The sequence below is a fragment of the Peribacillus sp. NPDC094092 genome (assembly GCF_050279365.1).
GTDB lineage: Bacteria > Bacillota > Bacilli > Bacillales > DSM-1321 > Peribacillus.
Genome location: NZ_JBNNUC010000003.1, coordinates 202,865 through 224,792, shown reverse-complemented (window position 1 = coordinate 224,792; position 21,928 = coordinate 202,865). Strand labels below are relative to the sequence as shown.

Here is a 21,928-nt window from a genome sequence, read left to right as displayed (position 1 = left end):
TTCATGGAAGATAACATTCAAGAACATATTAATAAGCTTCTGACATATATGACGGATGAAGCGTATAAGCCGTTAACGGTACAAGAACTGGAAGAGGCTTTGAAAATCGAAGACTCGGCAGATTTCAAGAATTTCGTTAAGGCTTTAGTGAAGATGGAAGAAAAGGGATTGGTGGTCAGGACGAGGAGCAATCGTTACGGCCTGCCGCAAAAAATGAATTTGTTCCGCGGTAAATTAACGGGACATGCAAAGGGATTCGCATTTGTGACACCTGACGATAACCCAGGAATGGATGATATTTTCATTCCGCCAAATGAAACGGGCACAGCGATGCATGGAGATGTCGTCATGGTACGGGTTTCTTCGGAAACATCGGGCTCAAGGCAAGAAGGCACGGTCATCAGAATACTTGAACGCGGAATTACACAAGTGGTCGGTACATACTCCGAAAGTAAAAGTTTTGGTTTCGTCATCCCTGATGATAAAAAGATCGCCAGCGATATCTTCATTCCACAGCACGCTTCACATGGAGCGGTAGAGGGCCATAAGGTTGTCGTCAAGCTTACTTCCTATCCTGAAGGACGCATAAGTGCTGAAGGCGAAATCATTGAGATTCTGGGGCATAAAAATGACCCTGGTGTTGATATTCTTTCCGTGATCCATAAATATGGTTTGCCGATGGAGTTTCCGGAAGACGTAATGGAGCAAGCCAATGCCGTTTCGGATACCATTCAAGAAAGTGAAATTGGCAGCCGCAGGGATTTGCGCAATGATGTTTTGGTCACGATTGATGGAGCGGATGCAAAGGACCTGGATGACGCCGTCACTGTTTCCAAACTTGAAAATGGCAATTACAAGCTGGGTGTCCATATTGCTGATGTCAGTCATTATGTGAAGGAAGGATCTCCAATCGATAAGGAAGCTTTGGAAAGAGGGACGAGCGTATATTTGGTGGACAGGGTCATCCCAATGATCCCGCATCGTTTATCGAATGGCATCTGTTCCTTGAACCCGCAAGTCGATCGTTTTACACTCTCTTGTGAAATGGAAATCACGCCAGATGGCAAAGTCGTCAACCATGAGATTTTTGAAAGTGTCATTAAGACGACGGAACGTATGACATATGGCAATGTGAATAAAATCCTTGTGGATAAAGATGAAGAACAGCTCGAACGTTATGAAGCGTTGGTGCCGATGTTCCAGGACATGGAGAAGTTGGCTGCCATCCTTCGTAAAAACCGGATGAACCGCGGAGCGATCGACTTTGATTTCAATGAAGCGAGAGTCATCGTTGATGAAGAGGGCCATCCGACTGATGTGGTTTTACGTGAAAGGTCGGTTGCGGAAAAGCTGATAGAAGAGTTCATGCTTGCGGCAAATGAAACCGTTGCTGAGCATTTCCACCGTCTTGACGTTCCGTTCATCTACCGTATTCATGAAGATCCCAAGCCGGAAAAACTGCAGCGTTTCTTCGAATTCATTACGAATTTCGGATATATTGTACGGGGATCTGCCAATGACGTCCATCCTAAGGCGTTACAGGAAATCATTGAGGCAGTTGCCGGTAAACCGGAAGAAACGGTCATTTCCACCGTCATGCTTCGTTCCATGCAACAGGCGAAATATGATCCGGAGAGCTTAGGCCACTTTGGTTTATCTGCTGAGTTTTATACACATTTCACATCACCGATTCGCCGTTACCCGGATTTGATCGTGCACAGGTTGATCAGGACCTACTTGGTGGAAGGTAAAATGGATGAAGCTACGAAGGAGAAGTGGAAGGCCAATTTACCTGAGATTGCCGATCATACATCGAAACGTGAACGTCGCTCAGTCGATGCTGAACGGGAAACGGATGATCTGAAGAAAGCGGAATATATGCTGGATAAAATCGGCGAAGAATATACCGGGATCATTGGTTCGGTTACGAATTTCGGGATGTTCGTCGAGTTGCCGAACACCATTGAAGGACTTGTCCATGTCAGCTTCATGACGGATGATTACTACCGCTTCGATGAGCGTCAGCTTGCAATGATCGGGGAACGTACCGGTAATGTATTCCGGATTGGCGATGAGATCGACGTACGTGTTTCCAACGTCAATAAAGAGGAACGCGCCATCGATTTTGAAATCATCGGCATGAAGGTAAGCCGACCGCGTCCATCTGGCGAGAAGAAAATATTCAAAGCCAATTCAGGCGAACGCAAACGGGGCCGAGGCGGCAATGGGGGACGTAAGGAAGGAAAAGGCGGCGGCCGTAATGGAGATTCGCCTTCTTCTGGAAGAAAACCGAAAAAGAAGAAAAAATTCTTTGAAAATGCGCCAGCTGCCAAGCGCAAGAGAAAACCAAAAAAGAGATAAAGATTGAAGCGGGGGGATGATCATTGCATCCTCTCGCCGCGATTGGATGCAAAAAGGGGAGAGTTAGATGCCAAAAGGCTCAGGTAAACAACTAGCACAAAATAAAAAAGCGTATCATGATTTCTTTATTGAACAAACATTTGAAGCGGGAATCGTTTTGCAAGGGACCGAAATCAAATCGATCCGTGCCGCAAAAGTGAATTTGAAGGATTCCTTTGCCAAAATACAAAACGGCGAATTGTACCTTCATAATATGCATGTCAGCCCGTATGAGCAAGGGAATCGTTACAATCATGATCCATTACGGACACGTAAACTCCTTCTGCACAAAAAGGAAATCAATAAGCTGATTGGCGAAACGAAAGAAACGGGTTACACGATCGTGCCGTTGAAAATGTATTTGAAAAATGGCTTTGCCAAGGTTTTAATCGGTCTGGGTAAAGGGAAGAAACAATATGACAAGCGTGAAGACCTGAAGAAGAAGGAAGCGAAACGTGATATTGAACGTGCTTTCCGTGAGCGTCAGAAGATGTAGAACTGCCAAGACCTTACAATTGATTTTTTGAACCAATCTGTTATAATTAATCCTGTACCGATGACAATTGAATATCAGCCAACTTGCTGACTATTCTTTTCTCGTACGCTCCATTTCTATCATGGGGACGTTACGGATTCGACAGGGATAGTTCGAGCTTAAGTTGCGAGTCGAGGGGATCGGCCTCGTTAAAACGTCAACGCCTATAACTGGCAAACAAAACAACAACCTAGCTTTCGCTGCTTAATAACAGTCGATAGCTGTTCCTCCCTCCATGGCCCACGTGGTAGGGTAAGGGACTCACTCTAAGTGGGATACGCCGGAATCCACCGTCTGAGGATGAAGGAAGAGACCAATCAGACTAGCTGCTCTGCCGCCTGTCGATAGGCTAATGAGTTCGCGAAATGCGAATATATCGACTACACTCGTAGAAGCTTAAGTGCCGTTATGTCTGGACGTGGGTTCGACTCCCACCGTCTCCACCAATACATATATTGGTGGTTTTTTATTTGTTTTTTTTAGTAAGAAGCATAAAATGGCCGCTTTGGCCAATATATGCTTCTTTTACTGTTCCGGTTCCATCTAAAACTTCTTTTTATAAATACTTTACTCTTTCCAAAACTGTTCCAGTAGAATGGCAATCATAGTACCCACGAGTAATCCATTACTTAAAACATATTGTAAGGAAGAAGGAATTCCGCTAAATGCACTTTCTGGAAGAAACATGATTCCCAAACTGATTAATAATGTAATTCCTAATATAGTTAATCGACGTTGATTTAATTCTTCACGTAAAATCGATTGAAATGAAATTCCTATCATTTGGACAAATGTTGCTAAAAGTGCGGCATTAGCAATAGGACCTGGCAGCAAGGATATAAAGCTTACAATTAAGGGAATAAAAGAAATTCCTGCTAATATGAGACTTGCCATAAGGAACGTCTTCACTTTTTTTTGTCCTGTTAGTTGAATAAATCCTGCTGATGCAGGTAATGGTACAATTCCAATTGTCGAGAATAACGACGAAATAATATGTGATATACCTCCGACCCATACACCCCGGTTCAGTGTTTGCTTTTCATTTTCTTTAGATAACGGAGCCACTTGTTTTACAGCCGTAATAGCAGCAATCGTATTTGCAACTAAAAGAAATGTAAATAAAGTTGCAGTTAGAGTCATTCCAATATCGAATCTAGGCATGCCCCAAGCAAATATCTCTGGTAACTTAACTAATGGTGTGTGTGAAGGCATATGAGACGATTTTCCTAATACAGCATACAATAGCCAACCACATGAAATTCCAAGTAACACAGCGTAACTTTTCATCCATCCTTTCCCTTTAATCGATAAGAAAGTAATGATGGCAAAAACAAAGAGCGCTATAATGGCTGTTGTATAATCAGGATGAGTTACAGCTCCTTGTAATCCCATCATTCCTTTTAGTAACACACCACTAAGCTGAAGAGCTAAGATTAAAAGAAAGGTTCCTGTAACCAAAGGTGTAAATAAACGTAGAATTCGGTGGACAAGCCCTGTTATACCAAGAATGAAGAGTAATATGCCTGCAATAATTAATCCACCTTCTAAAAGTTGTAATACATCTTTTGCACTTTGTCCCTGATTCATACCTACTTGTCCCAATATGACAAATATACTTACCCATGAACCGGCTGGACCATCCGCAATGGGGTAGCGATGCCCAAACCATGCTTGTATAAATGAACTTACTCCCACAATTAAAAAAGTTCGCTGCATTAATGTTGAGATATCTTCTATTGATAAATGGAATATGCCACCAATGATGATAGGCAATGCGATTGCATTTGCTAATAGAAACACAAACCACTGTAGGATACTGAAGCTGGTATCAAAATATTTTTTATTCATATTAATCTCCTTTGCAGAAAAAGATTCTCATAGTAAAAATCCATCCTTTCTATACAGGTAGATTAAAAAGGATGGATTTTTTAGGTCTATAAAATTATTTTAATTATATAGATAAATTTCTTAATCGATTACCATCTGCGATAAGGTAGGAACTTTCCGTTAAGTGTAAGGACTACACGAGGGTCACCGCCATTTGGATCTTCTTCTTTGTCCACACCTAGTTCGAAATTGATTGCACTCATAATACCTTCGCCAACTTTTTCTTGAATTAATTCTTTAATAGTTGGTCCGTACACTAATAACATTTCATACAATCGATATAAGATTGGGTCAGTAGGAGGCATTTGCATTACTTCACCTCTATGTGGAATTACCGTTAATGCTTGAACTACTTCTTCATCTAACTCTAATAGTGCGGCCATTTTTTCTGCTTCTGGACGTGTCATTGTAGCTTGTCCTAATAATGCTGTTACAACCCAAGTCTCAGAGTTTTCACTTACCTTTGAAATTTCTTCCCATGTTAAACCTTTTGCAAGTTTTGCTTCCATAATTTTTTGAGTAGCTTCTTTTCTAATCATATCTAATAACTTCCTTCCATTTAAGTAATAATGATTAATTTTTCAGACCATTTAATGCTTTATATCCATCAACTAACAAATCTAGTTTACCTGTGTGAGGATCAATAGCTAAGCCGTGTACAGGAACGTCTTTTGGAATAAATGGATGATTTTTCACTAAATCAATATTAGCTTGAATTGAATCTTCGACATTATCGAATCCAAATAACCACTTTTCAAGGTCAATTCCAGCATATTCAATAGCTGATAAAATTTCTGGTGAGGATACTCCACGATCTAATATTTTTTTAAGTGTTCCTTTTGGATTACTTTGGCTCATGCCACATGCATGGTGTCCAATGATATAGATTTCATCTGCATTTAATTCATATACAGCTGTTACAACACTTCGCATGATACTGCCGAAGGCTTCGGTAATCGTACCACCTGCATTTTTGATGATTTTTGCATCACCATTGTGTAAATCTAAAGCTTTTGGAAGTAGCTCAATTAAACGAGCATCCATGCAAGAGACAACAACCATACGTTTTTGCGGCATTTTTGTTGCTTCATATGGCATGTATTCCTTGTTTTGTACAAATTGTTCATTGTACGATAAAATTTCTTGTAATAACATGTTTGTAACCTCCTTTAAATCTAGATGTATTTTTTGTTGCGTCCTCTATGTTATAGGTGAATATAACTGATAAATAATGTGATGTAAGAGGGTAAACTAAGTATAGTGAATTGTATCGATAAGCAGAATAAGTTGGCGAAACACTTTCTGGCTTTCTGCTTTCACGATGAAAGGATTGGTTTATATCATTGATCAAACAGATTTTGAGATACTGAAATTATTAGGCGAAAACTCAAGAATACAATGGAAAGAACTTGGTCAAAAAATACATATGACGGGGCAGGCTGTAGGAAATCGAATTCGAAGATTAGAGGATTTAGGGATTATTGAACAATATACAATCGCAATAAGCCGAATCAAATTAGGACAAATCGTGACTGCATTTGTTACTTTGTTCGTAACGACAGCTAATCATCAAGAGTTTATGGATTTCTTTCAAGAAGAAGAAGGGATTTCTGAAGTACATCGTGTAAGTGGTGAGGGATGTTATTTATTAAAAACGCATTTTGCTTCCAATGAAGAATTGGATAACTTTCTAGGACGGCTATTAAAGTACGGGAATTATCGTGTTAACCTATCAATAGGAAAGTTAAAATAAGGTTGTTAATAGTATCTTAAATAGTCAGAGCCTTACTACAATTTGTGTGTAGTGAGGCTTTTTTTTGCTTAATTTTGGTTGTTTTTGTCGAAAAATCGATAAATCGTATAATTCGCAGATATATCTCCATTTTCGAAGATATATTCCCGATTTCGCAGATAAGTTATACAATCGCTATCATTTAAAGGAATATTTCCTGCTGCTGTAGAATCCTTTGGAAGAAACCAAGATTGGAGCGATGAAATTGATTGTAAAAAAGCGAAATGTTCCTCTTGCCATCCGCAAATTACGTGCGTTAGCGGGCAGGCTTCCTCCGAACCACCCTAAAATCCCCTTAATCATGAACGATCTCAAAAAAAGGGAAGCGGGCCATAAAGGGGAATGTTCCATTGATTTTCCATTAAGTTTTCTTGAACCGAAAAGCTATTATATCTTCCACGATTTAAGGCTGCAGGATCAATCCCGATTTTTTCAACTGGATACCTTATTAATCTCCAAGAAATATGCGCTTATTATTGAAGTGAAGAACATTGTAGGGGCCATCTATTTTGATCCGCATTTCAACCAGCTGATTCGAACGATCGAAGGAAAAGAAACGGCATTTCCAGATCCCATCATGCAAGTCAGCCGTCAAGAATCACAGTTAACCAAATGGTTCTTGAAAAATGGTTTTCCCTCACTTCCCATCCACTCTTTAATTGTGATCAGTAATCCCCAAACAATCATCCGTACGGCTCCTGGAAACCATAAACTCCACTATAAAGTTATCCATCGCGATGCACTTCCTTATAAAATTAGTCAAATGGAAGACTTCATAACAGACTCCAGTTTTAGTGAAAAAGATTTGAAAAAGGCAGTTCGTGTAATGAATAAACTCCACATCGATGCGGACTTTTCCATTCTGGAACGATACAACCTTACCGAAAAGGACCTAATAAAAGGTGTGATATGTGAGAGTTGCAAGGGGAATCAGTTATGTAGAAGGCATGGCATATGGATTTGCCCTCAATGCCAACTATCCAGTAAAAAAGCACATATCCCGGCTTTACGGGATTATTTTTATCTATTAGGATCGACCATACGAATCGGCAGTTGAGGGACTTTTTAAATATTTCCTCTTTATCCAGTGCAACGAGGATCTTGCAATCATTGAATCTGAGAAGCGGTGGTGCGAATAAGGGGAGGGTGTACAGCCTGTATTTTGATGAGTGATATCTAGGTGATCAGGCTAAGCGATTCCTTAATTATGATAAACAAAGACTCAAGAGAAGGTTCTCTTGAGTCTTTGTTCCGGTTCTATTCTTTTAATTCCTTGCCCATTCCTTTTAGGAAGTGGACGCCAAAGCCGATCGCCCGGTTTATGTCTGGATCATTCAGTGTTTTCATTAAATCCAAAACTCCGATCTTCTTATCGGCCTGAAGGAACTTGTTACCTTCATCGATTCCTGCAAGTGCACTATTCAGCAGTTTTGTGGATTGTGCGGCATCGGCGTTCATCAAGGCTCCTGTTGCCCCCATAAGGGTATTGATCAGGTTTGTGACAGGTTGCCTTGTGATTTGTTGAAGGGCGATTTTCGCAATTTGTTCTTTTCCTTGAAGCATGGAGGTCGCGGCTTCGAATACTCCCGAGTCATTCAGTTCATTGACGATTTTAAACATATTGTTCAATGCATCTTCATGATCGGTGATCAGCGTTTTCAGTTCTTCGAGTTTTTGTAGCTTTATATCTTCCTCAGTAATAGGATTATGGATTTCCGTTATAGGAGCTGCCATGATCTTCACCCTCCTCGTTTATTTATCCGTTAAGTGAACATACCCTGGACGGGCCCACTTACGTTCAACCTCGACACCATTTTGAGGGTGACGTTTTTTGTTCCGCGGATTGGTGCCCGGTAAAGGGATGTCTCCGCTTGCGCTTAATACTTCCATGCGGACCATCGTCTGTTTGTAAGCAGGCGTGCTTGTGCGTTGATCATAGATGGGACCAGTCAGGAAGTTAATGGCAGAGTCTTTATCGACGGAGTTCATCGGTAAAAATAGCTCATTCTTTTTCACACGGTCTGTGATCAGGGCTTTTAATTTAACGGCCCCGAATGGTGACACTAAGCGTACGAGCCCGCCATCGCCGACTTTACGTTCTTTGGCAAGTTCCGGTGATACCTCAACGAAAATATCGGGTACTTTCGATTGGATTCCATTGGATTTGTTCGTCATATTCCCTTCATGGAAATGCTCCAGCATACGTCCATTATTGATATGAAGGTCATATTCTTCCGGGAATTTATGAGGTTCCACCCAGTCAGCCAGTGCAAAGCGCGCTTTCTTATCAGGGAAGTTGAAGCCATCCACATAAAGAAGCGGCGTGCTTGATCCATCATGGCTTCCCCAGAGGAAGCTGTTCCATCCTTCCAGCACCTCGTAATTCGCTTGGCTGAAAATCGGTGACAGGCTTGCCATTTCATCATAGATTTCACTAGGGTGAGTGTAGTTCCAATTTGCACCTAAGCGGTTGGCAATCTCTTGAGTGATTTCCCAGTCCGCTTTAGAATCACCCATAGTGGGAAGGGCTTTATATAAACGCTGAACACGGCGCTCCGTATTGGTGAACGTTCCGTCTTTTTCAAGAGATGGAGCCCCTGGCAATATTACGTCGGCATATTGGGCTGTCCTTGAAAGGAAAATATCCTGGACAACAAAGAAGTCCAATCCGGATAACACTTTATCAACATGGTTTGCATCTGCATCGACAAGTGCCATATCTTCTCCCACAAGATACATGGCCTTCATGTCGCCTTTTTCTATCGCTTTAAGCATTTCAATATTGTTCAAGCCTGGTTTGCCATCGATTTTCACTCCATAAGCTTTTTCGAATTTGGCACGTGCCACGTCATCGGTAACATGCTGATATCCTGGAAGCCATGTTGGCAGGGTTCCCATATCGCAGGCGCCCTGTACATTGTTATGGCCGCGAAGCGGATAAGCTCCCGCTCCTGGACGACGGTAGTTTCCCGTAGCTAGAAGCAAGTTGGAAATTGCCGCTGAAGTATCGGAAGCACCGGTGTTTTGTGTAACGCCCATTCCCCAGAGAATGCAAGTTCCGTCTGCATCGCGGATGGTCTCAGCTATTTGGATCAATGTTTCTTTTGAAATGCCTGTGTGTGTTTCGGCATATTCCATAGTGTATTTTTCAAGTACTTCTTTATAATCGTCGAAGAAATTAACATTTTCATTGATGAATTCTTGATCATGCCAGCCTTGATCGATCATGTATTTTGTAACCGCCATCAACCAAACTTGGTCTGTTCCTTGCTTTGGACTGATATGGATGTCGGAGCGCTCGGCCATTTCATTTTTGCGGATGTCTGCTACGATCAGTTTTTGTCCGTGAAGCTTGTGTGCCCGTTTTACGCGTGTCGCCAATACAGGATGGCCTTCTGCAGGGTTAGCCCCAACGATGATGACAAGACCTGCTGCGGCGATATCTTTAATCGTACCGGCATCCCCGCCCATGCCGACTGTACGGAACAGTCCGTCTGTTGCCGGGGATTGACAGTAACGCGAGCAATTGTCGACGTTATTCGTTTCGAACATTTGCCGTGCCAGTTTTTGAATCACATAGTTTTCTTCATTCGTGATCTTTGATGAGGAAATGAAGCCTACTGAATTTCCGCCATATTGCTGTTTGATCGAACCAAGTCTGGATGCAACCAAATCAAGTGCTTCATCCCAGCTTGATTCAACGAATCTACCATTTTTCCGGATCAGGGGCTTGGTCAAACGTTTTTCCGAGTTTACGAAGTCCCAACCGAATTTCCCTTTGACACATGTGGATATTGCATTGACGGGTGCTTCATGAGTAGGTTGGACCTTAAGGATTTTACGGCCTTTTGTCCAGACTTCGAATGTACATCCCACCCCACAGAACGTACAGACCGTTTTTGTCTTCTTCGTCCGTGTATCGCGCATTGCCGCTTCAATCTCTGAAATGGCAAAAATCCCGCTGTATCCAGGTTCCACTTCTTTGACAAGGTCAATCATTGGTTCGAGCATATCGTTTTTCAAACCTGACATGAAGCCAGCCTCACCCAGCATCGATTTTTCCATTAATGCATTACATGGACAAATGGTTACACACTGTCCGCAGCCTACACAAGATGAGTTATTGATTTCCGTTCCTTCATCCCAGATTACCCGGGGACGTTCCGCTTCCCAGTCGATGGACAGTGTCTCGTTGACCTGAAGGTTTTGGCAGACTTCGACACATTGCCCGCATGCGATGCATTGATTGGCATCATAGCGGTAAAACGGATGGGACATATCGACGGCACCTAATTCCACTTTCGGTGTGTAAGGGTATTTTTGGTGTTCAATTTCCATTAATTCCGCTGTGTTATGCAGCTTGCAATTTCCGTTATTATTATCACATACAGTACAGTATAAAGAATGGTTTTCCAGGATCCGGTCCATGGCTTCGGTTTGGGCTTCTTTTGCCTTGCTTGAATCCAAGGCAATCTCCATGCCGCCCGCTGCTTTTGTCGAACAAGATCGGACGAGTTCCCCATTAACTTCGACGATGCATGTGTCGCATGTTTGGATCGGATCCACTTCAGGAACATAACAAATCTGTGGATGTGCTATCTCATTTTGGTTGATGACCTCCAGTATTGTCGCTCCTTCATTAGCGGTATAATCCTTCCCGTTGATTTTGATGGTGATGTTTGAATCGCTCATTATATTTCCCCCTTATATCGCGAAAAACACGAAAAAAAACCACCATGATCACACCTCCGGCTCTGAACGGAAATGTAGGTCATGGTGGAATAGTTTAATAGCAAAGCTTGCCAATATACCAATCCATACCATAATGGATAATTTTTAAAAAAGATAGGACACAACAGTACACTATTATGCTCCCAACTTTCCTCCTTGATATTATACCTTTAATTTTAACAAGAAACAATCCTGGAAAGAGGTTATCATTCCCAAATTCCTTTCGTTTTTCTTCGCGTTGTTTTATGATAAGAAAATTGGGAACTTAATTTTCTTGAATTGGAGTGACGTAACGGTGTCAAAAGTTATCCATGAATTCAATGATATGATTCGTAAGCTGCGCAAGGAACTATTCGGTAAAGGACCGGAACGCATACACACGGTTTTCGTGGAGAATATGGCCGTTTCTACGTTATATGGGAATTTGACTCCTACGGAAATGTTCATATCAAGATCGGAGGAAGGAAGGGACATGGTCCATTCAGCACGAACTAAAATGGTTCAGGATGTGTATTCGGAGAGTCCTCCCGATGGAATGGAAGAACTGGTTGGGGCTAAACTGGTCCATTTGTTTTCAGACATCAAAATCAAAGAGAATATAGCGATTTCCGTATTCGTATTTGATAAGGATATAGCGGACAAACTAAACGGGCATTGACCATGTTCCTCACATATTGGTCAATTGGCTCCTGGAAAGTTAAAGGAGTGGGAACATGAAAGCGATTGAAAAGAAGAGGGACATCATCCGGATAACCAAAGGCAACATCGAGCGGACGGAAGATACGATCGTAACCGAGTATCCCGTTACTGTCAAAATAAATGGGCAGGAATTCGTCACGATGGTTTGTACACCTGAATACATCGAGGATATGGTGATTGGTTATTTGGCTTCGGAAGGCATCATCAAAAAATTTGATGAGATAAAAGAAATCTGGGTCCAGGAAAAAGAAGGCTTTGTTCATGTGAAGACAGATAAAGTGAATCCCTACTTCCAGGACTTTCAAAATAAGCGGTATATTACATCATGCTGCGGAATGAGCAGACAAGGGTTCGTCTTTGTGAATGATGCATTGACCGCCAAGAAAATGGATCATGTTTCGGTGAGACTGACTCCTGATGACTGCTTCCGCTTGATGAAGGATTTACAGAATTCCGCTGTCACCTTCCAGAACACAGGCGGAGTCCACAATGCCGCTTTATGCGATGTTGATGGCCTCGTATTAAGCAGGATGGACATCGGAAGGCATAATGCCCTGGACAAAATATACGGCCATTGCTTGAAAAATGGCATTTCGATAGAAGGGAAAGCGATCGTGTTCAGCGGCCGGATTTCATCGGAAATTCTCTTGAAGGTGGCGAAAATCGGCTGTGAACTGATCCTCTCGAAATCCGCTCCAACCGAATTGGCTTTGGAGTTGGCTGAAGGATTGGGAATCACCACGGTCGGGTTCATTCGTAATGATTCACTGAATATCTATACATGCCCTGAAAGAATTCAATTGAATGACTGAGCGTCCTCCGCTTGAAAGATGAAAGTCCTTGAAGGAATGGAGTGGATATATCCAACATCTCATTTATTGTACAGTTTGGATGATATTCAAGGAAAAAGCGGTATCGGGGGAAGGGTTATGAATGAAAGGGATTGGCATATTTTAAAGGTGTTGCATGAGCATAAGAATATTACAAAAACGGCGCAAAGTTTATATATCTCGCAACCTTCTTTAACTAAACGAATTCAACAAATAGAGAAGGAGTTCAATCTAAAGATTGTGGAGCGGGGAACAAGGGGAGTGCAGTTCACCCCTCAAGGAGAATATTTGGCGAACTGTGCAGATGAGATGCTGATCAGGCTACGGCAGATCAAAGAGACAGCATTCAATATGGGGCAGGAGATCAGTGGGACATTACGGCTGGGTGTTTCCAATTATATCACGCTGCATAAATTGCCTGGCCTGTTGAGATTATTTCGTGAGCGATATCCTAAAGTCGATTTCCATGTGACAACCGGTTGGAGTAAAGAAGTGCTGAACCTCATTTACAAGGAAGAGGTGCATGTAGGGATCGTTCGGGGGGACTATCAATGGGCTGGATCAAGGCACCATCTTTTTGAGGAAACGATTTGCATTGCTTCCAAGGAAGAAATCGAAGTCCGGGACCTCCCTTTCCTGCCAAGAATCGATTATGGGACGGATCCTTTTTTGAAAACGATGATCGATAATTGGTGGAGAGACAATTTTTCAGGACCGCCTTTGGTGGGGATGGAAGTGGACAAAGGTGATACATGCAAAGAAATGGTCAGGAATGGACTGGGATATGGCATCCTCCCCAGTGTTTTATTGGAGAAGGATCAAAATCTCCGTCAAATGGACCTTAAGGATAAGCAAGGTAATCCCCTTATCAGGAATACATGGATGTTATATCATGAAAAGTCACTGGAATTAAAATTGGTCAAAGCGTTTGTCGAATTTGTCAAAGACGTCGACTTCATGATGGATATTTAACTGGAAGCGCAGAAAAATCTGTGCTTTTTTGTCATTCCTTTTTCGAATGGTTAACGATAATTTTTTGGTATTTTAACTATGGTTATCCCGGGATTATGATAGATGGGAGATGTAAATCATCAGGAATTTGCCTAAGGAATGGAGAGGAAGTCAAGTGAGTGTCCTGTTTCTGATCGTATTGAATGTCATCGTGCCGGTTTTTTTCCTAATAGGGGCGGGGGCCATCCTGCATCGTAAATTCAAGTTGGATATGAATACGCTGTCTAAATTGAATCACTTCCTGCTCATGCCGGCCATTAGCTTTGTCAATATATATCAAAGTAAAATGGGCGGGGGGATGATCGTCCAGATATTCAGCTTCCTTGCTCTTCAAGCGATAAGCCTCATCATCGTAAGTACAGTGATTGCTAAGCTTGCCAGGTTTGATCAAAGTCTTTCTGCCACGTTTAAAAATAGTGTAGTCCTGAATAACTCAGCCAATTTCGGGTTACCCGTCAGCCAGATGGTTTTCAATGGAAATCCTCTTGGCCTGTCGATCCAAGTCATCGTCATCATTTTTCAAAACCTGTTGACCTATACCTATGGATTGATGAATTCCGTTTCAGTCCATACAAAAAGTGCGAAGGGCGCCATTCGCGAGTTCTTGAAGAACCCCGTCATTTATGCTTTATTACTCGGTTTTCTATTACATTCCGCTTCATTCGACATTCCTCTGTTCTTATGGACCCCGATTGATAATATTGCGAGTGCTTTCATAGCCATTGCCTTGATTACATTGGGTGCACAGAGTGCCTATTTGAAAATAACGCAATTTCCGCTCCCGCTTATCCTAAGCTTGGTTGGCCGGTTAATACTCTCGCCATCCATCGCATTCCTGATCATCCTCCTGCTGGGCTTGGAAGGGACTGTCGCTCAGGGATTATTTATCGCAAGCTCATTTCCAACATCACGGAACAGCGCATTATTCGCTTTGGAATATGACAACCATCCGGAGTATGCCGCACAGGCAGTCTTGATGTCAACTTTATTCAGCAGTATAACGGTTACGATGGTCGTCTATCTATCAAAAATACTATTCTAGCCAGGGCCGCTCTTAATGGGCGGGCCTTTTTTCCATGCCTCCCGATAAAACTTTATGAACAATATAGAGGTTATGGAATTTATGAATCTTAGGTTAATAATCAAGGAAAACGATGATATTTTTGTAGAATTAAGAAAACGCTTTCAAAAGGAGGATTATTATGTTTTCACGTAAAAAGATTTCAGCGGTCATTTTGGCAGGTTCGTTAGCTTTAAGTTTAGGTGCATGCAGCAGTTCGGATACATCAGGAGAAAAGAAAGAAAGTACAGGCTATCCGAAAAAAGCCATAACGGTCGTTGCTCCATCGGGCGCAGGCGGGGGATGGGATTTAACCGCCCGTTCATTTACAAAGGTCTTGGGTGAAACAAAACTTGTGAACCAGCCATTGACCGTCGAGAACAAACCCGGTGGAGGGGGCGCAGTCTTCATGGCGGATTATGCTACACAGCAAGCGGATAACAATGACATGCTGTTCGTGAATTCACCGCCTGTCATCATCAATAATCTTAAAAAAGAAGGCAACAGTCCTTACGGATATAAAAATACGACCCCTTTGGCGCAGCTGACAAAGGATTATGGGGCGATAGTGGTAAAGGCGGATTCTGAATTCAAGGATTTGAAATCAGTGCTGGAAGCGGTGAAGAAAGATCCGCGTAAGCTGACATTTGCAGGAGGATCTGCTCCGGGATCCATGGATCATCTGATTTCCATTCTTCCAGCCTATGAATATGGCTTGAATCCAACCGAACTTAAATACGTTTCGTACGATGGGGGCGGGGAAGCGATTACGGCATTGCTTGGCGGTAATGCAGATGTGATCGGAACGGATGCATCCAGTGTCAGGGAATTTTTAAAAGCAGGGAAGATTAGAGTGTTGGCCGTAACCTCGACAGAACGTTTGGGTGGCGATCTAAAAGACATACCAACGGCAAAGGAACAGGGTGTTGATGCTGAATTCACGATTTGGAGAGGGGTTTTTGGACCTCAGAATATGTCTGGTGAAGCGAAAACCTTTTGGGACGGAACCATTGCAAAGCTAGTTGAAACTTCTGAATGGAAAAAGGAAGTGGAAGTTCAAGGATGGGAACAGGAATATAAAAATAGTGAAGAATTCAGCAAGTTTTTAAAAGAACAGGAAAAACAGGTGCAGCAATTATTAGAAGCTTTAGGCATGGAAAAATAATCGGGGAGAAGGAGGTGCTTTCACCTTCTTCTTGTTTTCTGAAATGGAGGGATTAGGATGGACGTGAAATTTGATCGCTTTGCATCAGTAGCCTTTCTGGCTGTCGGGGTGCTGTTCATGATAGGAAGCAGGAAACTGGCCAGTTCTTCTTATGGAAGTTCGGTAGGACCGGACATTTTCCCTTTTGTATTGGGGCTCGTTCTTGCTGTTTTAAGTATTCGCCTGTTCTATGAGGCATTTCGGAGCAAGGTGCAGGAATCGGGCAAGGGAAATCTGGAATATAAACCCTTTATCATCATTCTGCTCTCCACCTTGATTTATATTTTGACATTGGAAACGATAGGATATGTCATTACGACCTTTCTCTTTTTGTTTGTTTGCTTTCAAACGATGGAACGGAATAAGTGGGTGACATCGCTCATCATTTCCGCAGGATTTTCCGGAATCATCTATTATTTATTCGTGAATGTTTTAAAGGGGACACTGCCGGGTTGGCCAATCTGGTTTTCATAAAAGGAAGGGGGATGTGAAGTGGGCACTTTTGATTATTTAATTCATGGATTTGAAACGGCACTAACTTGGTATAACATCCTTTTTGCATTTGTCGGAGTATTGATCGGTACGGCTGTCGGCGTTTTGCCTGGGATCGGGCCGATGAGCGGCGTGGCTCTTTTGATTCCGGTAACCGCTTCGATTACAGGGGGGCTTCCACCAGAGCAAGCGGCGACAAGCGCCATCATTTTACTTGCAGGTGTTTATTATGGGGCGATGTATGGAGGGTCGACAACTTCAATCCTATTGAATACACCTGGCGAATCTTCTTCTGTTGTCACCACATTGGATGGTTACCAAATGGCGAAGAAGGGAAGGGCGGGAAGTGCTCTATCCATTTCGGCTATAGGTTCCTTCGTCGGAGGGATAGTCACCCTTATCGCCATGATTGCCTTGGCTCAGCCATTATCGACGATTGCCATTAAATTCGGTCCGGCGGAGTATTTTTCGCTCATGCTCCTAGGGTTGGCGGCCGTCAGCGGCCTCGCGGGAAAATCCGTAACAAAGGCACTGATCATGACGGTTTGCGGTTTGTTGATCGGGACGATAGGCATCGATAATGTATCCGGGATCGCCCGTTTTACATTCGACATTCCTTGGCTGTATCAAGGGGTCGAATTCCTGACGATCGCAGTCGGTCTATTCGCACTTGGAGAAGTATTCAAGACAATCTTGGAAAAAGAAGAGGATGATGGGGAAATTGCAAAGATCAAAAATTTGATTCCTTCCAAAGAAGAATTCAAGGAATCCGCGGGTCCCATTGCGAGGGGGTCGCTCTTAGGTTTCTTTGTAGGGATCCTGCCGGGTGCAGGGGCTACTCTAGCTTCTTTCTTCTCATACCTTATGGAAAAACGGATTTCAAAAAAACCTTGGAGATTTGGTACAGGGGCGATCGCTGGGGTGGCTGGACCTGAAACGGCCAATAACGCGGCATCCGGCGGAGCGATGATTCCTTTATTGACGCTGGGAATTCCGGGTTCCGGTACAACGGCGATTTTAATGGGGGCGCTCATGATGTACAATGTTCAGCCAGGCCCATTATTATTCGAGGACCATCCTCAGGTGGCTTGGGGGCTTATCGCCAGTATGTTCATCGGGAACCTGATGCTCCTCATCCTTAATATCCCGCTCGTTAAGGTTTTTGCGAAAATCATAGAAACGCCAAAGAAGTATTTGATTCCGATCATTATCGCGATTTCCATTTTTGGCGTTTATGCGGTACAAGTATCGACGTATGATTTATTGCTATTATTAGGGTGCGGGGTCTTGGGATACTTCTTAAGTAAAAATGATTATCCAATCGCCCCATTGGTTTTAGGGTTGGTTTTAGGACCGATGATAGAAAATAATATGCGCAGGGCCCTGACGATATCCGATGGGGATTACAGTTTGTTTTTCACCCGTCCGCTTTCCCTGACATTCCTGATCGTAACGGCATTATGGCTGCTCATTCCGGTTTTGCTTAAGAAGAGAGGGAAGGATGTTGTCATCAATATTGAAGGTTAATCCGTATTTTCTGAATGTTATGAAAAAACTCCTTTTTTAAAGGGGTTTTTTTTTATATGATGTAAGTAGAGGTGATTGAATGCGTTTACACACCAAGTTGATGCTGGGCATCTGTACCTTAATCATCTTAATGGGTGGAATCTTTGAAATTATTTTTATAAATATCCTGGAAAATAACCTGAAGCAGGAGACAGGGGAAAAAGCATTGTCGGTTGCCCAGACCATTTCTTTGCTGCCTGAAATTAAACAAGCTTTTCGAACGGATAATCCTTCTGTAATCATCCAGCCCATCGCGGAAAGGATTCGCAGGCAGATCGATGCGGAATTCATAGTAATAGGAGATGAGAATGAAACACGGCTGTCCCATCCAAATCCCGACATGATTGGGAGGAAAATGGTGGGGGGAGATAACGCCGAAGTGTGGGATGGGAAATCCATCATCACGGAGTCCACTGGGACATTGGGTCCTTCCATAAGGGGGAAATCCCCGATAATCGAAAATGAAAAAGTCATTGGAGTCGTTTCTGTTGGCTACCTTCAGGATGATATTGAAAAAGAAGTGTCCAGTATACAAAGAAAGATCGTCTGGATCATCTCTTTTATATTAATCGGCGGTTTATTGATAGCCTTTTTCATTTCATTCAATATAAAAAAGGCGATATTGGGTCTGGAGCCGAAAGAGATCGCCTGGATGTTTCAAGAGAAGCATGCCATTTTGGAATCCATTCATGAAGGCATCATTGCCATTGATGTTCATGGGAAAATCACGGTCGTCAATGAAACGGCGCATAAAATCCTTCATATCCCTAAAGACGTCATGCTTCGCGGGCAAAAAATCGAAGAAGTCATCACGCATACACATTTGCTAGATGTAGTCAGCACCGCACAGGCCGAGTATGATCAGGAATTCATGATAGACGGTGAAGTTTTTTTGGCAAGCCGGATTCCCATTTTGAATGGACAGGGTGAAGTCATCGGTGCCGTTGCAAGTTTGAGAAATAAATCGGAACTTTCCAATCTCCTTCAGGAACTGTCACATGTAAAGGCATATGCAGAAGGGCTGAGGGCCCAGACACATGAATATTCGAATCGGCTCTATACTTTGCTAGGCCTGATTCAACTTGGTTCATATAAAGAAGCGATGGATTTCATATCGAAGGAGGTGGATGTCACACAAGGCTTCATTCACTTTCTGATGAAAGAAATACCTGATCCGATTATTGCTGGGTTCATCTTAGGGAAGGTGAGTTTAGCGAGCGAGCTGAAAATTGATTTTACAATTGATAGAGAGAGCAGTTTTAAAGATATTCCTTCCGAAATAGATCGGGATTTATTGGTGACGATCATCGGCAACCTCATCAATAATGCCTTCGAAGCTGTACGGGAAAACGATAGGGAGGAAAAAAGGGTATCATTGTTCGTCACGGACTTGGGTAAAGAGTTGATCATAGAGGTTGAAGATAATGGAAAAGGGATGAATTCAGATGTTACCGAACTGATTTTCCAGAACGGCTTTACGACGAAAAGCCATCAAACCAATTCAGGTATAGGTTTGAGCCTTGTACAGGAAGCGATAGATGGATTAGGGGGGTATATCACTTTTTCGTCGAAAGAAGGGGAATATACGATTTTTACTGTAGCACTGCCAAAAAAAAGAGGGGTGATTTGATGATGGCCAATCGCGATATAGAAGTTTTAATCGTAGAAGATGACCTGCGGATTGCCGAGATACAAAGACTATTCATCGAAAAGCTTGAGGGTTTTCAAACGATTGGGATCGCCTCAAGCTATGACGAAGCCAAAAGCTTCATGGAAATCATGCAGCCGGACCTATTGCTGCTCGACATGTATTTTCCGGATATGAGTGGGCTCGATATCCTGAAAGAAATCAAGCAGCAAAGCAAACAAATGGATGTCATCATGATAACGGCGGCTAAAGAAATCGAAAAAGTCCAGGAAGCCATCAAGATCGGCATATTTGATTATATTATCAAGCCTGTGGCATTTGAACGTTTCAAGCAGTCCTTACACAGATATCAAGAGTATCACATTAAACTGTCAGAATTGGAAAAGGGCAATTTTCCAGTAACGCAGCAACAGGTTGATAAGCTTTTGCGAAAGGAATTGAAAGAAAAAGAGAGAGAACAGTCTTCACTGCCAAAAGGGATCGATCGGATGACTTTGGAGAAGGTGATGGCTGTGTTGGGGAAATCCTCCCCTGGGTTAACGGCCGAAATAGTGGCAAAGGAAATCGGGGTGAGCAGGACAACGGCAAGGCGTTATCTGGAGCACTTGATGTCAGAGGAAAAAATTGATGCCGATTTAACATATGGTACGGTTGGACGTCCTGAACGGGTGTATGCCATCAAGTTATAAACGGGTTCGCCAAGCTGCGGATCTTATTTGGCTATAATATGGTTTTCATCACTAGCAATCTTAGTCCGAGAGTACCAAAATGTAATCTCAAAAAAATCCACCTGACATGACAGAAGGCTTGATGGAAAAAAAGGATATCCATAATGAATGTCCAAGTTTCAATAAATTATTCACCCAAAAACCATCCAATTCCCACTGGATGGTTTTTTGATGAAACTCCTTAGTATATACTAGGATAAAAAGAAATAGAGGCGGCGCCATGCAAAGTTGGTATCATATCTTTCCGAAAAACACAGGGCTGAGCCCTTATGTCTGGATCATTTTTTGTATCCTTCCTTTTTATTTCATCTTCAAATCCTCTTCGATGTTGGAGATCGTCTTTGGAATCGTCATGATCATTTTGTTTTTCATATCATATGGACTCTCATTCGTTTCAAAGGGATGGCCCGTATACGTATGGACGGCGATACAAATAGTCATATCCATATCCATGACCATATTTTTCGGCTATATTTATTTTTCGCTTTTTTTAGCCTTCTTTATTGGGAATGTTCAAAATAAGGTCGGCTTTTTCGTTTTATATTCGATCCAGCTATTGGCTACCATCGTGTCTGTCAATATTGGATTCATCATGAAAGATCCTACATTCTTTTCGCAATTTCCCTTTATGCTCATTTGTGTGGTAGGCGTGATTCTCCTCCCATTCAACACATATAATCGAAATAAACGGGGCAGGCTGGAAGAACAATTGGAGGACGCACATAAAAGAATATCAGAGCTTGGAAAAATGGAAGAACGTCAGCGGATTGCCCGTGACTTACATGATACACTTGGACAAAAGCTGTCTTTGATTGGCTTGAAAAGTGACCTTGCCGGGAAATTGATCGATTTGAATCCAGAGTCCGCCAAGAAGGAAATCAAGGATATCCGTCAAACGGCGAGGACGGCACTCAAGGAAGTACGTGAAATGGTGTCGGAAATGCGCGGGGCCAAGCTATGCGATGAAATCATCCGGGTCAAGCAAATATTGAAAGCGGCAGGGATAGAATTCAATTTGGAAGGCACCACGGAATTGAAAGATACCCCATTACTTGTTGAAACCGTTTTAAGCATGTGCTTGAAAGAAGCTGTGACCAATATCGTCAAACATAGCGGAGCCGACTGCTGTCATATCATCATTGAAGAATTACAAACAGGGGTGACGATCACAGTACAGGATAATGGAGTGGGACTTTCACATAGATCAGAGGTATTTAAAGGCAATGGGCTTCAAGGAATGAAAGAAAGGCTCGAATTCGTTAATGGCAGCCTGGATATTCAATCAACAGATGGAACGACACTTTATATAAGGGTTCCGAATGCGATAAAAAATAATGGATAGGAG

The 21,928-nt window shown here is 42.5% G+C and carries 19 protein-coding genes and 1 other RNA gene; 15 read left to right on the top strand and 5 right to left on the bottom strand.

Annotation, left to right across the window (positions count from 1 at the left end; genetic code table 11):
• Positions 1 to 3: 3 nt before the first annotated feature.
• The 3 genes from rnr (at position 4) to ssrA (ending at position 3,381) form a co-directional block, all read left to right on the top strand.
• The gene (rnr, locus tag ACQKNS_RS16760; RefSeq protein ID WP_427644463.1) at positions 4 to 2,361 is read left to right on the top strand and encodes a ribonuclease R; all 2,358 of its coding nucleotides are present in this window, start codon (positions 4 to 6) and stop codon (positions 2,359 to 2,361) included.
• A gap of 67 nt (positions 2,362 to 2,428) precedes the next feature.
• Positions 2,429 to 2,896, top strand: coding sequence for an SsrA-binding protein SmpB (gene smpB / locus ACQKNS_RS16755; protein ID WP_283916247.1), 468 nt, complete (start codon positions 2,429 to 2,431; stop codon positions 2,894 to 2,896).
• A gap of 123 nt (positions 2,897 to 3,019) precedes the next feature.
• Positions 3,020 to 3,381, top strand: a transfer-messenger RNA (tmRNA) gene (gene ssrA / locus ACQKNS_RS16750).
• Between the two features lie 121 nt (positions 3,382 to 3,502).
• Here the strand turns inward: ssrA and ACQKNS_RS16745 are convergent.
• From ACQKNS_RS16745 to ACQKNS_RS16735, 3 genes are all read right to left on the bottom strand, one after another.
• Positions 3,503 to 4,783 carry a purine/pyrimidine permease gene (locus tag ACQKNS_RS16745; RefSeq protein ID WP_427644462.1) on the bottom strand — a complete coding sequence of 427 codons (1,281 nt, stop codon included), beginning with the start codon at positions 4,781 to 4,783 and terminating at the stop codon, positions 3,503 to 3,505.
• 128 nt (positions 4,784 to 4,911) lie between these two features.
• On the bottom strand, positions 4,912 to 5,361 hold the full coding sequence (gene cynS / locus ACQKNS_RS16740) for a cyanase (protein ID WP_427644461.1): 450 nt from the start codon (positions 5,359 to 5,361) through the stop codon (positions 4,912 to 4,914).
• 34 nt (positions 5,362 to 5,395) lie between these two features.
• The gene (locus tag ACQKNS_RS16735) at positions 5,396 to 5,977 is read right to left on the bottom strand and encodes a beta-class carbonic anhydrase (protein WP_427644460.1); all 582 of its coding nucleotides are present in this window, start codon (positions 5,975 to 5,977) and stop codon (positions 5,396 to 5,398) included.
• A 166-nt stretch (positions 5,978 to 6,143) separates the two neighbouring features.
• On the opposite strand from ACQKNS_RS16735, the gene ACQKNS_RS16730 reads away from it, so the two are divergent.
• Together ACQKNS_RS16730 and ACQKNS_RS16725 are read left to right on the top strand one after the other, a co-directional pair.
• Positions 6,144 to 6,575, top strand: a complete 432-nt coding sequence (locus ACQKNS_RS16730; protein WP_076368227.1) for an Lrp/AsnC family transcriptional regulator — start codon at positions 6,144 to 6,146, stop codon at positions 6,573 to 6,575.
• A gap of 244 nt (positions 6,576 to 6,819) precedes the next feature.
• Entirely contained in the window at positions 6,820 to 7,671 is an 852-nt protein-coding gene (locus tag ACQKNS_RS16725; RefSeq protein ID WP_427644459.1) for a nuclease-related domain-containing protein, read from the top strand.
• A 200-nt stretch (positions 7,672 to 7,871) separates the two neighbouring features.
• On the opposite strand, the gene ACQKNS_RS16720 is transcribed toward ACQKNS_RS16725, so the two are convergent.
• A complete protein-coding gene (locus ACQKNS_RS16720) occupies positions 7,872 to 8,348 on the bottom strand; it encodes a DUF1641 domain-containing protein (RefSeq protein WP_427644458.1) in 477 nt (158 codons plus the stop codon).
• An 18-nt stretch (positions 8,349 to 8,366) separates the two neighbouring features.
• A complete protein-coding gene (fdhF, locus tag ACQKNS_RS16715) occupies positions 8,367 to 11,306 on the bottom strand; it encodes a formate dehydrogenase subunit alpha (RefSeq protein WP_427644457.1) in 2,940 nt (979 codons plus the stop codon).
• Positions 11,307 to 11,640: 334 nt separating this feature from the next.
• Between fdhF and ACQKNS_RS16710 the strand changes: the two genes are divergently transcribed.
• The 10 genes from ACQKNS_RS16710 (at position 11,641) to ACQKNS_RS16665 (ending at position 21,925) form a co-directional block, all read left to right on the top strand.
• On the top strand, positions 11,641 to 12,003 hold the full coding sequence (locus ACQKNS_RS16710; RefSeq protein WP_076368224.1) for a DUF2294 domain-containing protein: 363 nt from the start codon (positions 11,641 to 11,643) through the stop codon (positions 12,001 to 12,003).
• Positions 12,004 to 12,058: 55 nt separating this feature from the next.
• A complete protein-coding gene (fdhD, locus tag ACQKNS_RS16705; protein WP_427644456.1) occupies positions 12,059 to 12,856 on the top strand; it encodes a formate dehydrogenase accessory sulfurtransferase FdhD in 798 nt (265 codons plus the stop codon).
• Positions 12,857 to 12,973: 117 nt separating this feature from the next.
• Positions 12,974 to 13,846, top strand: a complete 873-nt coding sequence (locus ACQKNS_RS16700; RefSeq protein ID WP_427644455.1) for a LysR family transcriptional regulator — start codon at positions 12,974 to 12,976, stop codon at positions 13,844 to 13,846.
• A 154-nt stretch (positions 13,847 to 14,000) separates the two neighbouring features.
• On the top strand, positions 14,001 to 14,927 hold the full coding sequence (locus tag ACQKNS_RS16695) for an AEC family transporter (RefSeq protein WP_427644454.1): 927 nt from the start codon (positions 14,001 to 14,003) through the stop codon (positions 14,925 to 14,927).
• Between the two features lie 160 nt (positions 14,928 to 15,087).
• Positions 15,088 to 16,110, top strand: a complete 1,023-nt coding sequence (locus ACQKNS_RS16690) for a Bug family tripartite tricarboxylate transporter substrate binding protein (RefSeq protein ID WP_427644453.1) — start codon at positions 15,088 to 15,090, stop codon at positions 16,108 to 16,110.
• 57 nt (positions 16,111 to 16,167) lie between these two features.
• Positions 16,168 to 16,623: a tripartite tricarboxylate transporter TctB family protein gene (locus ACQKNS_RS16685; RefSeq protein ID WP_427644452.1), complete on the top strand. Its 456-nt coding sequence runs from the start codon at positions 16,168 to 16,170 to the stop codon at positions 16,621 to 16,623.
• 18 nt (positions 16,624 to 16,641) lie between these two features.
• The gene (locus tag ACQKNS_RS16680) at positions 16,642 to 18,168 is read left to right on the top strand and encodes a tripartite tricarboxylate transporter permease (RefSeq protein ID WP_427644451.1); all 1,527 of its coding nucleotides are present in this window, start codon (positions 16,642 to 16,644) and stop codon (positions 18,166 to 18,168) included.
• A 79-nt stretch (positions 18,169 to 18,247) separates the two neighbouring features.
• Positions 18,248 to 19,837: an ATP-binding protein gene (locus tag ACQKNS_RS16675; protein ID WP_427644450.1), complete on the top strand. Its 1,590-nt coding sequence runs from the start codon at positions 18,248 to 18,250 to the stop codon at positions 19,835 to 19,837.
• Positions 19,837 to 20,544, top strand: coding sequence for a response regulator (locus tag ACQKNS_RS16670; protein WP_427644449.1), 708 nt, complete (start codon positions 19,837 to 19,839; stop codon positions 20,542 to 20,544). Before ACQKNS_RS16675 ends, ACQKNS_RS16670 begins: the two co-directional genes overlap by 1 nt.
• Positions 20,545 to 20,803: 259 nt before the next feature.
• Positions 20,804 to 21,925: a sensor histidine kinase gene (locus tag ACQKNS_RS16665; RefSeq protein ID WP_427644448.1), complete on the top strand. Its 1,122-nt coding sequence runs from the start codon at positions 20,804 to 20,806 to the stop codon at positions 21,923 to 21,925.
• The last annotated feature ends 3 nt before the right edge of the window (positions 21,926 to 21,928 follow it).

Coding starts and splice junctions, on each gene's coding strand:
- ACQKNS_RS16670 (WP_427644449.1), top strand. CDS start 19,837: ATGATGGCCAATCGCGATATAGAAGTTTTAATCGTAGAAGATGACCTG.
- ACQKNS_RS16685 (WP_427644452.1), top strand. CDS start 16,168: ATGGACGTGAAATTTGATCGCTTTGCATCAGTAGCCTTTCTGGCTGTC.
- ACQKNS_RS16665 (WP_427644448.1), top strand. CDS start 20,804: ATGCAAAGTTGGTATCATATCTTTCCGAAAAACACAGGGCTGAGCCCT.
- cynS (WP_427644461.1), bottom strand. CDS start 5,361: ATGATTAGAAAAGAAGCTACTCAAAAAATTATGGAAGCAAAACTTGCA.
- fdhF (WP_427644457.1), bottom strand. CDS start 11,306: ATGAGCGATTCAAACATCACCATCAAAATCAACGGGAAGGATTATACC.
- fdhD (WP_427644456.1), top strand. CDS start 12,059: ATGAAAGCGATTGAAAAGAAGAGGGACATCATCCGGATAACCAAAGGC.
- ACQKNS_RS16720 (WP_427644458.1), bottom strand. CDS start 8,348: ATGGCAGCTCCTATAACGGAAATCCATAATCCTATTACTGAGGAAGAT.
- ACQKNS_RS16690 (WP_427644453.1), top strand. CDS start 15,088: ATGTTTTCACGTAAAAAGATTTCAGCGGTCATTTTGGCAGGTTCGTTA.
- ACQKNS_RS16745 (WP_427644462.1), bottom strand. CDS start 4,783: ATGAATAAAAAATATTTTGATACCAGCTTCAGTATCCTACAGTGGTTT.
- ACQKNS_RS16730 (WP_076368227.1), top strand. CDS start 6,144: ATGAAAGGATTGGTTTATATCATTGATCAAACAGATTTTGAGATACTG.
- rnr (WP_427644463.1), top strand. CDS start 4: ATGGAAGATAACATTCAAGAACATATTAATAAGCTTCTGACATATATG.
- ACQKNS_RS16735 (WP_427644460.1), bottom strand. CDS start 5,977: ATGTTATTACAAGAAATTTTATCGTACAATGAACAATTTGTACAAAAC.
- smpB (WP_283916247.1), top strand. CDS start 2,429: ATGCCAAAAGGCTCAGGTAAACAACTAGCACAAAATAAAAAAGCGTAT.
- ACQKNS_RS16700 (WP_427644455.1), top strand. CDS start 12,974: ATGAATGAAAGGGATTGGCATATTTTAAAGGTGTTGCATGAGCATAAG.
- ACQKNS_RS16675 (WP_427644450.1), top strand. CDS start 18,248: ATGCGTTTACACACCAAGTTGATGCTGGGCATCTGTACCTTAATCATC.